The organism is Nocardia sp. BMG111209 (assembly GCF_000381925.1).
GTDB lineage: Bacteria > Actinomycetota > Actinomycetes > Mycobacteriales > Mycobacteriaceae > Nocardia.
This window is the reverse complement of the sequence record NZ_KB907307.1, coordinates 3,629,979-3,644,515: the sequence shown is the minus strand read 5'-3', so window position 1 is coordinate 3,644,515 and position 14,537 is coordinate 3,629,979. Positions and strand designations below refer to the sequence as shown.

The following is a 14,537-nucleotide window of genomic DNA, read 5'->3' as shown; positions in this document are numbered from 1 at the left end:
ATCTTCGCGGAAGCCAATCGGGAGAAAGCCGTCACCGGCACACAGCCCCTGCCGAAAGGTCCACGGCCGGCATCGATCTGCCGCTGATCAGGACCCTCGGCGCGTGCCGGAAAGTTTTGCGAACGACCGGTAGAAAATGCCGGCCCTCGCTTCGAGTCGTCCTTTTCTCGATGACCAGATCCAGGAGCCTTTCATGACCGACTTCGACACGGTCGATTATTTCACCGATCCCGCGCTAGTTCCGGATCCGTATCCGTACTACGACCATCTGCGCGCCAAGTGCCCGGTCGTTCGTGAGCCGCACTACGGAGTGCTCGCGGTCACCGGATACGAAGAGTCCGACAAGGTGCTGCGGGACGCGGACGGGAATTTCTCGTCGTGCATCGCGGTCGGCGGCCCGTTCCCGCCGCTGCCGTTCGAGCCGGTCGGCGACGACATCGGCGCGCTCATCGCCGAGCACCGCACGCAGCTGCCGATGTACGAGCACATGGTCACCATGGATCCGCCGGACCACACCACCGCGCGCTCCCTGCTGAGCCGGTTGCTGACCCCGGCCCGGCTCAAGGAGAACGAGGAGTTCATGTGGCGGCTGGCCGACCGCCAGCTCGACGAGTTCGTCGCCAACGGCAGCTCCGAATTCGTCGCCGACTACGCGAAGCCGTTCTCGCTGCTGGTGATCGCCGATCTGCTCGGCGTGCCGGAGGAGGACCACGAGGAGTTCCGCTGGGTGCTCACCGGCGACCGGCCCGGCAGCCGGGTCGGCGCGATCGACGGTGACATCGTCGAGTCCAACCCGCTGGTCTACCTGGACGAGAAGTTCTCCGCCTACATCAGCGACCGCCGCGAGAATCCGCGCGACGACGTGCTGACCCAGCTGGCCCTGGCCAAGTACCCGGACGGCAGCACCCCCGAGGTGCTCGACGTCGTCCGCACCGCGACCTTCGTGTTCGGCGCCGGTCAGGAGACCACCGCCAAACTGCTCGCCGCGGTGATGCGGGTGTTCGGCGATCAGCCCGAACTGCAGCAGGCGCTGCGGGCCGACCGCAGCCTCATCCCCGCCTTCGTCGAGGAGACCCTGCGGATGCACGCCCCGGTGAAGAGCAGCTTCCGGCTGGCGAAGAAGACCACCAGCATCGGTGACGTGCCGGTCCCGGCCGGTTCGATCGTCATGGTGTGCCCGGGTGCGGCCAACCGCGACCCGCAGCGCTTCGAGAACCCGCACGAGTTCCGCGTCGACCGCCCGAACTTCCGCGAGCACATCGCCTTCGGCCGCGGCCCGCACACCTGCCCCGGCAGCCCGCTGGCGCGGGTCGAGGGCCGGGTGTCGATCGAGCGGATCCTCGATCGGATGCTCGACATCACCATCGACGAGGACAAGCACGGCCCGGCCGACGCGCGGCGCTACAACTTCGAGCCGACCTTCATCCTGCGTGGCCTCACCGATCTGCACATTCGGTTCACGCCGGGCCCGGCCCGGTAGGAGTTCCGGGATCGGCGTCATATCGGAGTAGCCAGCCAGCAGGTAGGTAGGTAGCACGTGTCGACCATGTTCGAACCCGACGGCCGCGGTCCGTCGGCGGCGAAATTGCTGCTGACGGGGATCTGTTTCGTCGCCGTCGCAGCCGTCGCGGCGACGGCGATGATTGCGAATTCGCAAGGGGTATTTCGCAAGTCCGTCACCGTCGTCGCCGTCATGGCGAATGTGGGCGACGGGTTGCCACCGAAATCCGATGTGAAGTACGAGGGAGTCCGGGTCGGTTTCGTCACCGACGTCACCCCGGCCGGCGCGGCCGGGCTGAACGAGGTGCACATCCGGCTCGGCCCCGAATACGCACCGCACATACCCGGCACGGTCACCGCCCGGGTGGTGCCCAGCAACGTGTTCGCGGTGCCGTCGATCCAGTTGCTGGACAACGGTTCCGCCCCGGCTCTGGTCTCGGGGGCACGGATCGCCCAGGACCGCAGCCTCGCCACCGTGCGCCTGCAGACCTCGCTGGATCAGCTGCGGCAGATCGTCGCGGCGGTCGGCCGGCAGGGCACGGATTCCGCGGTCGGCATGCTCGCGACGCTTGCCGCCGCCACAGACGGGCGCGGCGCGGCGCTCGGCGACGCCGGCTCGCAGCTGCGGCAGATAGTTGCCGCGCTGCGGTCGGTCGTCTCACCACAGGAGGCGCCCACCACCCTGGACGCCCTCTCGGCCGCGTTGCGCGAATTGCAGACGACCGCACCGGAACTGCTCGACGCGCTGCACCACTCGGTGGTGCCGATGCTGACGATCGCGCAGCAGCGTGAGCAGCTCACCGCCCTGCTGACCGGCGGGCTGCACACCACCGGTACGGTCGCCGACGCCCTGGACCGCCGGGTGGATCAGATCGTCGGCGTCACGACACACATGGGACCGGCGCTGGACGCGATCGGCGACGGCGCCGCCACCTTCCCGCAGATCACGCTCTCGGTGACCAGGCTGACCACCGCCTTCGTCCAGACCTTCGATCCCGCCACCCAGCGGATCACCGCCAAGGTCATCGTGCAGATGACCCCGAACCGGCAGTACACCCGGGCCGACTGCCCGCGCTACGGCGATCTGGCCGGCCCCAGCTGTGCCACCGGCCCGACCGAGGCCATGCCCGCCGCCGGGCAGCTGCCGCCGGGCCTGGATCCGCGCAATTTCCACCCGCCGGCCGCGCTGGGCCCGGATATCGGTCCCATCGGCAGCCCACAGGAACAGCAGCAGATCGCGGGCATCCTCGGCGGGCCGCCGAACGCCGCCGCGGACCTGCTGTTCGGCCCGCTGGTGCGCGGTATGAGCGTCACGGTCGCGCCGGATCCGAACGGAGGTTCGTGATGAGTTATCGCCGGTCGTTACTGGTACTGGTGGTCTTCCTGATCGTCTCGGCGGTGCTGAGCTGGACGGTCGTGGTCACCCTGGAACGTGGTGTCGCGGGCGGCACGTCGAAATATTCGGCGCTGTTCAGCGATGTGTCCGGGCTGCGCGTCGGTGACGACGTGCGCATGGCCGGGGTGCGGGTCGGGCGGGTCGAGTCGGTCGGCCTCACCGGAACCGTTGCCCGCGTGGGCTTCCGGGTGCAGAACGATCAGGTGCTCTACGGCGACAGCACGGTGTCGGTCACCTATCAGAACCTCATCGGGCAGCGCTACCTCGGTATCGCGCGCAGCGGTCAGGGCGATCTCGCCGCGCTGCGCCCCAGCGCCGAGATCCCGATCGAGCGGACCGAGCCGTCCTTCGACATCTCCAAGCTGCTCAACGGTTTCGAGCCGCTGTTCGGCACGCTGGACCACCGCGCGGTCGACAACATCAGTGGCGCGCTGATCAAGGCGCTACAGGGCGACAACGGCGCGATCACCACGCTGATCGCCGAAACCACCCAGCTGGCGGAGACTTTCGCCGGACCGGACGAGGTACTCGGCCAGGTGATCACGAATCTCACCACCGTCGTGGACAATCTGGCGAAGCAGAGCGGCAATCTGACCACGGTGATCCAGCAGACCCGCACGGTCTTCGAGGGGCTGGACACCAACCGCCGCGCGCTGTTCGACTCGGTCGACCAGATCTCGCAGGTGGTCGGCCGCGCGTCCGAGATCATCGCCGCGGACCGGCCCGCGCTGGGCGACTTCATCAATCGCGAACCGGGTTTCACCCAGCACTTCATCGACAACAAGAAGAAGTTCGAGTTCATGGGTGACAACCTGCCGCTGGTGCTGAAGGGGATGGCCCGGATGACGCAGGACGGTGCGTACGTGGAGGCGTACGCCTGTGATGTCCAACTGTCGCTGACCCCGGGACTGGGGCCGCTGATCCCGGAGATCGTCGACAGCGCGACCCCGGGCGGGGTCGCCAAACACACCTCGAAGTGCAGGTGAGCAGATGAGATTCGGACTGCGCCGGAACACGTCCGGGAACGTCGAGGCCGGCCCGGGGTCACCGGGGCCTCGATCGCCGGAGCGAAGCGGAGGCAGACAACACCGGCCCCTGGAGGAATACCCCCGGGTGTGGCTCGGCCTGGCCGCCATCGGCCTGCTGGTGGTGGTGATCGTGGCGGCGCTGGCGATCAATTCGCTGAACGTCGGCGACCGCCGGGTGGAGGCCGATTTCGCGCAGGCCGCGCAGCTCGGCGCGGGTGATCAGGTGACGGTCGCGGGCGTACCGGTCGGGCATGTGGCGAGCATCCGGCTCGCGGGCGACCACGTGACCGTGACGCTGAGCGTCCAGCACGACGTGCCGCTGGGCGCCGACACCGCCGCCGCCATCAAACTGACCACGCTGCTGGGCAACCGGTACGTCGAGCTCGCGCCGCGCGGTCCCGGTTCCGCCGGTCGAATCCCGTTGGCGCACACCACCGTTCCCTACGATCTGCAATCCGCGCTGACCGATGTGACCCGCACCTTCGATCAGGTCGACGCCGATCAGGTCGGACACGCGTTGACCGATCTGTCCGGTCAGCTCAACGGCCTGCCGCAGCTGGTGCCCTCGGTGATGCAGAACGTGAAGACCCTGTCGGCGGTGATCGCCCAGCGCCGCGATCAGCTCGGCGCGCTGCTCACCAGTACCGCCAAGCTCACCGAGGTCGTGCAGGCGCAGCAGGCGAACATCGGCTCCCTGGTCACCCAGGGCCGCAGCCTGCTCGCGGAGGTGCAGGCCCGGCGGCAGGCGATCGAGTCGATGATCGCGGCGAGCACCCACCTGATCGACTCGCTGAAGCCGCTGGTGGTGGACGATCAGCCCGAACTCCAGGGGCTGATCACCAATCTGAACGAGATGACCCGGATGCTGAGCAGCCACGACGACCTGCTGCGCAACATCCTGCAGATCCTCCCGGTGCCGTGGCGCTCGTGGGCCAACCTCACCGGCACCGGCCCGGAACTGGACGCCAACGCGCCCTACGGCGCCTTCCTCGACTCGTTCATGTGCGCGCTGGTCGGCCGGGCGCCGCAGGTCGACATTCCCCCGTACTCGAAGGACTGCAAATGAGCAGACTGTCCCGCCGGATCGTGCTGGCGCTGCTGATCGTGCTCACCGTCGTGGCCGTCGGGGCCGCCGCCGGTCCGTTCTCCGGCCCCGGCACCCTCACCGTGACCGCCCAGTTCGACAACGCGGCCGGCCTGTACGTCGGCAACGCGGTGGACGTGCTGGGCATGAAGATCGGGAAGGTCGAGTCCATCACCCAGCGCGGCGCCTACGTCGAGGTGCGGATGAGCGTGCAGAGCTCGGTGCCGATCCCGGCCGACGCGACGGCGGTGACGGTATCGGATTCGGTGCTCACCGACCGGCACGTCGAGTTCACCCCGCCCTATCGCGGCGGCCCGGCGCTGCGCGACCACGCGGTGCTGGATCCGGGCCACACCCGGACCCCGATCGAATTCGACAGCGTGCTGGCGATGGCCGACAAACTCTCGAAATCACTGGGTGGCGACGGCGCCGGGCACGGCCCGATCGCGGGTCTGGTCGACGTCGGCGCGTCGACCGCCGGGCACGGTGACGACATCAAGGCCGCCCTGGACCAGCTCGCCGGGGCGCTGCGCACCGGCAGCGATCAGGGCGCGGCCACCAAGGACGCGGTCACGAAGATCGTCACCGATCTGGACTCGCTGACCGCGGCGGCCGCCGCCAACGATCAGCAGATCCGCGACTTCGGTTCCGGCGTACACCAATTGAGCGATCTGCTGGCCGACCAGCAGCTCGGCACCGGCGACACCGGCGCGAAGCTGAACCAGATCCTCGCGGCCACCACCGATCTCATGCAGCGCAACCGGGGCGCGATCGCGTCGACGGCCGGCAACGCGAACGTGATGATGCGCAGCCTGTCGGACTACCAGCGCAACATCGGTGAGTTCATGGACCTGTTCCCGCTGGTCGTCGACAACGCCTACGCCGTCATCGATCCCGATCTGCGTGTCGGCCGGGTGCACGTGAACGTGGACAAGATCGTCCTGGACGGGCAGATGGTCAAGGAGGTGTGCAACCTGCTGGATCTGAAACAGCTGGGCTGCAACACCGGGAAGATGTCGGACATGGGCCCCGACTTCGGAGTGGTGGCCATGCTGGCCGGAATCGCGGGGTTGCCGAAATGAGTTCGGGTACAACGAGATCGAATCTCCACCGAGGCGCCGGCGTGGCGCTGCCGGTGGTGGTGCTGGCACTGGCCGCGGCCGGATGTTCCTCGGGCGGACTGGATCAGGTGCCGCTACCGGCGCCGTCGATCGGGTCGAGCTATCGCCTGACCGCCACCTTCGCCAACGCGCTCAACCTACCCGCGAAGGCGCCGGTGAAGGTGAACGGCGCCGACGTCGGCCAGGTCGAGTCGATGCGGGCGCACGACTACAACGCGGTGGTCACCGTGCGGGTCCGGACCGGGGTGTCGCTGCCGGTCGGCACGACCGCCGAATTGCGTTCGGCGACACCGCTGGGCGATGTGTTCATCGCGCTCACCCCGCCGCCGGACCCCGCCGTCGCGGGCGGCCGGACGCTGCACGACGGCGACGCGATCCCGCAGTCCGGCACCTCGGCCGCCGCGACGATCGAGGAGGTGCTGACCCGGGCCGCACTGCTGGTGAACGGCGGCGTGATTCGCGATCTGACCAAGGTGATCAACGGCGCCGGCGCCCAACTGGACGGCCGCGGCGACCGGCTCGCCGACCTCATCGCCGAGACCACCAAACTGGTCGAAACCCTCTCGGCGCGTTCGGATCAGATCCGCTCCGCGGTCCGCGACGCGGCCACCCTCACCGATACCGTTGCCGCACAACAGTCCACCGTGAACGACGCGGTGGCCGCCGCGGGACCGGCGCTGGATGCCATCGGGGCGAATACGCAGAACATCGTCGACCTGGTGGGGCGGCTCGACCGGATCGCCGTGCTGATGGAGAAGTTCCCGTCGATCAACGGCACCGGAAAGCGCAGCATCGTCACCGATCTGAACAACCTGGCCGCCGGACTGAACACGGCCGCGACCCAGCCCGAGGCGAACCTCGATTCGCTCAACAAGACCTTCGTGATCGTCGGCGGCAAGGTCGCCAACGGCACCGGCGCCACCGCCGACGCCGATATCATCCAGTTCGCGCTCGGCACCGGGCCCGATCCCAACTTCCCGGGCGATCCGACGGCGAAGGTGCCCGACGGAACCGACTGGGCCAACTTCGTCGGCTCGCTGGCCTACACCCTGGGCCGGCTGCACGACCGCGTGATCGGACCGGGCCGATGAACGAGAAGGCAATGCCCGCACGTGGTTCCGGCGCCGGGACGGCCGTGGCCGCAGTAGTGGTCGGGACGTTCGAATTCCTCGCCCGGCAGCGGCTGATCGTGTCGCTGGTCGCCCTGGTCGCGGTGCTGGTACTCGGCGCGTCGTATCTGACTTTCGGTTCGCTGCAGGTGAATCCGCTGCACTCGACCTATCTGGTCCGGGTGCATCTGCGCGATTCCGGTGGGCTGCTGGCGGATCGGGACGTCACCGTGCGCGGCGTGCGGGTCGGCCGGGTGTCGTCGGTGGACATCGGCGACGGCGGCGTGACCGCGACCGCCGTCATCGACGGCGGCGTGCACATCCCGGCGGACAGCGACGCGCGCGTCCTCGGGTTGTCCGCGGCGGGGGAGCAGTACCTGGATTTCGTGCCCACCCAGAGTTCCGGCCCCTACCTGGCCGACGGCGCGGTGATCGGGGTGGACCGGACCACGACCCCGGTCACGCTGGCCCAGCTGCTCGGCGATCTGAACGGCACCATCGTGCAACTGGATCCGGCGAAACTGCACGCCATCGTGCAGGAGCTCGGCGTGAGTTCGGCGGGACCGGAGAAGCTCACCGCGATCGTGAACGGCGGTGTGTTCCTGATCGATACGCTCGGCGGCGTACTGCCGCAGACCACCGATCTGCTGCGCAACAGCCGGGTGGTGCTCGGCACCGTCCGTGATCTGGCGCCGGGCCTGCGGGCCACCGCGGCCGATCTGGACAGCACGCTCGCCGGGGTGGAGAAGATGACCGGCGGCTACACCACGCTGGTGGGTCTCACCCCGGACACGCTGCGGACGATGGACGGCATCATCGCCGACAACTCGCCGACGATGGTCCAGCTGCTGGGCAGTCTCGCGACCGTGGCGCAGATGTCGTACGTGCACGTGCCCGCGCTGCGCGAGGTGTTCTTCCCGCAGCAGCGCGACGGTTCGGCGGCGGACCGGGTGACCTCGGCCTTCCACGACGGCTACGCGTGGGCATTGGCCAGTATCTACCCGCGCAAGCAGTGCGACTACCCCGTGCCGCGGCTGCCGGTGAGCATGCCCGACTTCCCCGAACCGTATCTGTACGCCGATTGCACCGATCCGGATCCGACCCTGCTGCCGCGTGGCGCCCGCAACGCGCCCCGGCCGCCCGGTGACGACACGTTGCATCCGCCGCCGGGAGCGGATCCGCTCGCGACCTCCGACCCCACACCGCGCGGGCCGCAGACGATCCCGACCCCGTTCGGTGGTCCCTATGTGCCCAGATAGCCCGAACTTCCGATGATTGCAGGGAGGCCTTCAATGGAGAAGACGACACCGGGAACGGTGCTCGAAGCCGACGCCGGCGAAGCGACCGATGCCACGAAATCGACTGCGGGACAGAGTGTCTCGGCGGACGAACCCAACGGCGACACGAGTGCCGGCAAGCCTGTCGACGAGAGTGCCGGCGAGCGCGCCGACGCGAGTGCCGACAAGCCCGCCGACGAGCGCGCCGCCAAGCCTGCCGCCGCGAGCGCCGGCAAGCCTGTCGATGAGCCCGCCGACCCCGGGGCCGACAAGCCCGACTCCGGGGCCGACAAGCCCGCCGACCCGGCGGCCCGGCCTGCGGCAGCACCGGCAGCACCCGGCCGCCGCCGCTGGCTCCTGCGCGGCGGACTCGCCGCCGGGGCCGTGCTGCTGGTCGTCGCCACGGTGCTCGCCGTGGTCTTCGGCTGGAAACTGCACAACCGGGACCGGGTGGACGCCGCCGCCCGCGAGGCCGCGGCCACCGCACAGTCCTACGCGGTCACCCTGACCAGCATCGACGCGCAGCATATCGACCAGAATTTCACCGACGTGCTGAACGGCGCGACCGGCGATTTCAAGGATATGTACAGCCAGTCCAGCACCCAGCTGAAGACGCTGCTGGTCCAGAACAAGGCCGTCAGCAAGGGCCGGGTCGTGGACGCCAGCATCAAGTCCGCGTCGCCGGATCAGGTGGAGGTCATGCTGTTCGTGGACCAGGAGGTCAGCAACTCCGCCAGCCCGGATCCGCGCATCGACCGCAGCCGCATCCTCATGACGATGCAGCGGGTCGGCGGCCACTGGCTGGCCGCCAAAGTGGAAATGGTCTGATGTGACTGCCGGTGAGTTGGTGATCGATCGACTGCCCACGCAGTCGCCGGTCGACGCGATCAAACGCTGGGCCCGGGGTTATCTGCGACGGCATCCGATCGCCTCGCTGGAGACCGTCGGCGCGCAGTTCGTGATGGGCGTGCGGGCCTTCCAATATCTGTTCCTCGACATCGTGACCGGGAAGTTCGCGTTCCGGGAATTCGTGTTGCAGGCGGCGTTCATGATCAAGACGTCGATCCTGCCGACGATCGCGGTGGCGCTGCCGATCAGCGCCACGCTGTCCATCCAGTTCGGCCTGCTGGCCGGTCAGGTCGGCGCGACCTCGCTCGCGGGCGCGGCCAGCGGCCTGGCGGTGATCCGGCAGGCCGCCCCCGTGGTGACCGCGATGCTGCTGGCCGCCGCGGTCGGCTCGGCGATCTGCGCCGATCTGGGTTCGCGGACCATCCGCGAGGAGATCGACGCGATGGAGGTCATGGGCGTCCCGGTGATGCGCCGGCTGGTGGTCCCGCGGGTCGCCGCGGGTGTGGTGGTCGCGGTCGGCCTGACCGGGGTGAGCGCCTTCGTCGGCTTCCTCGCCGGCTACCTGTTCAACGTGTACATCCAGGGCGGGACGCCGGGCAGTTTCGTGGCGACCTTCTCCTCCTTCGCCACCATCGGCGATATGTACCTGGCGGTGGTCAAGGCGGTGGTGTTCGGCCTGATCGTGACGATCGTCGCGTGCCAGAAGGGCCTGAGCACCAAGGGCGGTCCCAGCGGCGTCGCCGATTCGGTGAACGCGACGGTGGTCGCCTCGATCGTGCTGCTGATGCTGGTGAACGTCGGCTTCACGCAGATCTACACGATGTTGTTCCCACGGGCGGCGCTCTAGATGGCCGCGCAGTACTACCCGTTGTCGATCGGGACGATCGTCCGGGCCGCCGACCCGCCGGCGAAGTTGTTCATGCGGCTGGGCCACATGGCCCTTTTCTTCCTGAAGTCGGTGGCCTCGGTGCCGATCGTGCTGCGGCACTATCGCAAGGAGCTGCTGCGGTTGATCTCCGTCGTCACCTGGGGTAACGGCTCGCTGATCGTCGGCGGCGGCACGGCCGGGATCATCATCGTGCTCGGCGGCAGCGCCGGGGCCCTGGTCGGGATCGAGGGGTACAGCGCGCTGAAGCTGCTGGGCATCGGCCCGGCCACCGGCCTGATCTCCGCGACCGCCTCGACCCGGGAACTGGCGCCGATCATGGCGTCGATCGCCTTCGCCTCGCAGGCGGGCTGCCGGTTCACCGCTCAGCTCGGCGCGATGCGGATCTCCGAGGAGATCGACGCGATGGAGACGCTGGCGATCCGGTCGATCCCGTATCTGGTGACCACCCGGCTGATGGCCTCGATCGCGGCGATCGTGCCGCTGTACGTGGTCTGCCTGGTGGTGAATTTCCTTGCGGTGCAGTTGACCATCGGCCTGGCGGGCAGTCAGTCGCCGGGCACCTACGACCACTACTTCCGAATGGTGCTCAGCAGTTCCGATGTCGTGTACTCGCTGGTGAAAGCCGTTGTCTTCGTTATCATCACGACCACGATCCAGTGCTACTACGGCTACTACTCCAGCGGCGGGCCGGAGGGTGTCGGCGTGGCGGCCGGGCGCGCCATGCGCGCCGGCATCACGGTGATGATCATCGTCAACCTGTTGCTGACGATGGCGTTGTGGGGATTCGACGCCGGTGCGCGGATCAGTGGGTGATGCTGTGTGAGAACGGTATTTACTTCTCTCAAGATCTCCGTTTTCAAACACGGCATAGCGGGTATTGACAGGGGTCGGAGGCAATGTTAGACAGGTGTACAGCATCGGCGAGCGGCCGTCGACCGGCCGTCCGCACCGCCCCTACCCACCTCTTGTCCGCGCTCGCTCGATCCCCGCTCGCCGTGCCACCGACCATCGGCGGTCCCCGGCGTGCGCCCGGTGGTTGCCGGCATCCGAAGTGAACGGAGAACCATGACGACCGGTACTGCCACAGCGGGTTTCGTCGGCGCGCGGGTTCCGCGCATCGAGGACCTGCGGCTGGTGACCGGCGCGGGCGAATACGTCGACGACATCGTCCGGCCGGGCATGGCCCACGTGCATTTCGTCCGCAGCCCGTTACCGCGAGCGCGGATCCTCGACATCGACGTCTCCGAGGCGCTGGCGCTGGAGGGGGTGCGCGCGGTCTACACCGCCGCGGACCTGAATCCCGAGGTCCACGAACTGGTCTACGCCCTGGATCTGCCCGGTATGCCGCCGGTGCCGCGGCCGCCGCTGGCCGAGGGTGAGGTGCGCTTCGTCGGCGATCCGGTGGTGCTGATCGTCGCCGTCGACCGGTACGTCGCGGAGGACGCGGCCGAACTGGTCATCGTCGACTACGACCCGCTGCCGCCGATCGTCGATTACACGGCCGCCGCGGAGAATCCGGAGCAGGTCCACGCCGACTGCCCCGGCAACCTCGCGGCGCTCATCCCGGGCATGCCGGCCGAGCAGCGGCAGAAGATCTTCGACGACGCGGCACATGTGGTGCGGCAGCACATCTTTCAGCAGGGCTACGTGCCCGTGCCGATGGAGACCCGCGGCCTGATCGCCGAATGGTCGGCGCCGACCGGCGAGATGACGATCTGGGCCTCGACCCAGTCGCCGCACGGTATGCGCGCCTTCTGCGCGCGGCTGCTGGGCGTTCCGGAACATCTGGTGCGCGTGGTGGCCCGCGACACCGGCGGCGGTTTCGGCCAGAAGGTGGTCCCCGGCCGCGAGGACATCTCGGTGATGCTCGCCGCCCGCAAGCTGCGCGCCTCGCTGAAGTGGATCGAGGACCGGCAGGAGAATCTGATCTCCGCGGGCTCCGCGCGCCACGAGTCCGGTATCGCGCAGATGGCCTTCGACGCCGACGGCACGATCCTGTTCGCCGCCATCGACTATCTGCAGAACGTCGGCGCCTACCCGATCCCGTCGCCGCTGACGGCGGCCTTCCCGGTCGGCATGCTGTTCACCGGCCCGTACCGGGTACCGGCGGCCACCTTCGACCTGAAGTTGGTGTACACCAACACCGTCGGCCGCGTTGCCTACCGCGGGCCGTGGCAGTTCGAATCGGTCGCGCGCGAGATCCTGATGGACACCGCGGCCCGGCAGATCGGCATCGATCCGATCGAACTGCGGCGCCGCAACATGATTCGCCAGGACGAGCTGCCGATGGTCAACCCCTGCGGTATGCCGTACAGCGATATGACGCCGCTGGAGACCTTCGAGAAGGCCGTCGAGGCACTCGATTACGAGGCCTTCCGCAAGGAACAGGAAACCGCCCGCGCGCAGGGCCGCTACCTCGGCGTCGGGACCTGTACCTATGTGGAGCCGACCGCCGGTTCGACCCCGTTCTACGCCACCGAGGGCGGCACCATCCGGATCGAGCCGTCGGGCGGGGTGAACGTCTACGTCGCCGGCGGTTCGGCCGGAAACAGCCTGGAGACCACCGTCGTCCAGCTGACCGCCGACGCGCTCGGCGTGCACGTCGAGGATGTGCACACCATCCAGGGCGATACCGCGGTGACCCCGTTCGGCGGCGGCACCGGCGGCAGCCGCTCGGCCTCGGTGACCGCCGGCGCGGTCGCGGAAACCGCTGCGGCACTGCGGGAACGGATCATCGCCATCGCGGCGCACAAGCTCGGCACCCCCGCCGAGGACATCGAGTTCGCCGACGGCCGGGCGACGATCCGGGGCGTCCCGGATGTCGCGCTGACCCTGCGTGAGATCGCCGAGATCGCCTACTTCCAGCCCGAGGCGCTGCCAGCGGGCATCCCGGCCGGACTGGAGGCCAGCGGCCGCTATCGTGCCGCGGCGCCGATGATCTGGGCCAACGCCACCCACGTCTGCACCTGCGAGGTCGACATCGAGACCGGCCGGGTGACGTTGCTGCGCTACATCGTCGGTGAGGACGTCGGCCCGATGATCAACCCGAACGTGGTGGAGGGCCAGATCTACGGCGGCACCGTACAGGGCATCGGCGGCGCGCTCTACGAGTCGCAGGCCTACGACGACGACGGCAACCCGATCGCCACCACCTTCATGGACTACCTGCTGCCGACCGCGACCGAGGCGCCGACCATCGAGGTCGTCCACGTCGAATCGCACAGCGCGGGCCCCGGCGGCTTCAAGGGGGTCGGCGAGGGCGGCGCGATCGGCTCTGCCCCGGCGGTGATCAACGCGGTCGCCGACGCCCTGGCCCCGCTCGGGGTCGAGGTCAGCGCGCTGCCGCTGTCACCGGCGACCATCGTCGGCCTGATCGACGCGGCTCGTGGAAAGGACCGCCAGTGAAACCGGCTGCCTTCGAATATCATTCGCCGACGACCGCCGAGGAGGCGGTGAACCTGCTCGCCGAACTGGGCGAGGAGGCGAAGGCCATCGCCGGCGGTCAGAGCCTGGTGCCGATGCTCGCGCTGCGGCTGGCCGTCTTCGACCATCTGGTGGATCTGCGACGGGTGAGCGAGCTGCGTGGCATCGAGAACCGCGGCGACTCCCTGTGGGTCGGCGCGGGCACCACGCACGCGACGGTCGGGCGCTCCGAGGACGTCCGCCGCGCGGTGCCGCTGCTGTCCCGGGCCACCCCGCACATCGGGCACTTCCAGATCCGCAACCGCGGCACCATCGGCGGATCCATCGCGCACGCGGACGCTGCGGCCGAATATCCCGCGGTCGCACTGACTCTGGACGCGCAGTTGGAGGCGTTGTCCCCGCGCGGCCGGCGCACCATCGCCGCGGCCGACTTCTTCACCGGGATGTGGAGCACCGCACTGGAACCCGACGAACTGCTCACCGGCATCGAATTCCCGGTGTGGCACGGCCGGTCCGGCTTCGCGATCGAGGAATTCGCGCGGCGCAGTGGCGATTTCGCCCTCGCCGGGGCGACCGTGGCGGTGCGGCTGGACGCCGACTCGCGCGTGGAGCGGTGCGGTATCGGCCTTTTCGGCCTGGCGCCGACCACCGAACGCGCGGCCGCCGCCGAGGCCGAACTGATCGGCCGCCGGGTGTCGGAGATCTCGGCCGACGAGGTCGGGCGCACCGCGACCGCGGGCCTGAGCTCGGTGCCGTCGGATATGCACGGTTCCGGCGACTACCGCAAGCGCCTCGGCGCGCAGATGGTGGCGCGCGCCTGGCGCCGCGCCGTCGACGAGGCCGGCAACGACTGATGAGGCT

The 14,537-nt window shown here is 68.9% G+C and carries 12 protein-coding genes; all 12 read left to right on the top strand.

Annotation, left to right across the window (positions count from 1 at the left end; translation table 11 throughout):
* The first annotated feature begins 193 nt into the window (after positions 1 to 193).
* Positions 194 to 1,480, top strand: coding sequence for a cytochrome P450 (locus G361_RS0116775; RefSeq protein WP_019928255.1), 1,287 nt, complete (start codon positions 194 to 196; stop codon positions 1,478 to 1,480).
* Positions 1,481 to 1,546: 66 nt separating this feature from the next.
* A complete protein-coding gene (locus G361_RS43875; protein WP_036495152.1) occupies positions 1,547 to 2,845 on the top strand; it encodes an MlaD family protein in 1,299 nt (432 codons plus the stop codon).
* Positions 2,845 to 3,882: an MCE family protein gene (locus G361_RS0116765; RefSeq protein ID WP_019928253.1), complete on the top strand. Its 1,038-nt coding sequence runs from the start codon at positions 2,845 to 2,847 to the stop codon at positions 3,880 to 3,882. The genes G361_RS43875 and G361_RS0116765 overlap by 1 nt, the downstream gene beginning before the upstream one ends.
* Positions 3,883 to 4,009: 127 nt before the next feature.
* The gene (locus tag G361_RS0116760) at positions 4,010 to 4,990 is read left to right on the top strand and encodes an MCE family protein (RefSeq protein WP_019928252.1); all 981 of its coding nucleotides are present in this window, start codon (positions 4,010 to 4,012) and stop codon (positions 4,988 to 4,990) included.
* Complete coding sequence (locus G361_RS0116755; RefSeq protein ID WP_019928251.1) at positions 4,987 to 6,090, top strand: MCE family protein; 1,104 nt, start codon at positions 4,987 to 4,989, stop codon at positions 6,088 to 6,090. The genes G361_RS0116760 and G361_RS0116755 overlap by 4 nt, the downstream gene beginning before the upstream one ends.
* Before the next feature lie 41 nt (positions 6,091 to 6,131).
* Positions 6,132 to 7,220: an MlaD family protein gene (locus G361_RS0116750; RefSeq protein ID WP_019928250.1), complete on the top strand. Its 1,089-nt coding sequence runs from the start codon at positions 6,132 to 6,134 to the stop codon at positions 7,218 to 7,220.
* Positions 7,217 to 8,497 (top strand): MlaD family protein, encoded by a 1,281-nt coding sequence (locus G361_RS0116745; protein WP_019928249.1) that lies wholly within the window; start codon positions 7,217 to 7,219, stop codon positions 8,495 to 8,497. The genes G361_RS0116750 and G361_RS0116745 overlap by 4 nt, the downstream gene beginning before the upstream one ends.
* Positions 8,498 to 8,530: 33 nt before the next feature.
* Positions 8,531 to 9,343: a hypothetical protein gene (locus G361_RS50360; protein WP_019928248.1), complete on the top strand. Its 813-nt coding sequence runs from the start codon at positions 8,531 to 8,533 to the stop codon at positions 9,341 to 9,343.
* A 19-nt stretch (positions 9,344 to 9,362) separates the two neighbouring features.
* Positions 9,363 to 10,211 carry an ABC transporter permease gene (locus G361_RS0116735; RefSeq protein ID WP_231386889.1) on the top strand — a complete coding sequence of 283 codons (849 nt, stop codon included), beginning with the start codon at positions 9,363 to 9,365 and terminating at the stop codon, positions 10,209 to 10,211.
* On the top strand, positions 10,212 to 11,066 hold the full coding sequence (locus G361_RS0116730) for an ABC transporter permease (RefSeq protein WP_019928246.1): 855 nt from the start codon (positions 10,212 to 10,214) through the stop codon (positions 11,064 to 11,066).
* A gap of 252 nt (positions 11,067 to 11,318) precedes the next feature.
* Complete coding sequence (locus G361_RS0116725) at positions 11,319 to 13,658, top strand: xanthine dehydrogenase family protein molybdopterin-binding subunit (protein ID WP_019928245.1); 2,340 nt, start codon at positions 11,319 to 11,321, stop codon at positions 13,656 to 13,658.
* Positions 13,655 to 14,530 carry a xanthine dehydrogenase family protein subunit M gene (locus G361_RS0116720; protein ID WP_019928244.1) on the top strand — a complete coding sequence of 292 codons (876 nt, stop codon included), beginning with the start codon at positions 13,655 to 13,657 and terminating at the stop codon, positions 14,528 to 14,530. The genes G361_RS0116725 and G361_RS0116720 overlap by 4 nt, the downstream gene beginning before the upstream one ends.
* Positions 14,531 to 14,537: the final 7 nt, after the last annotated feature.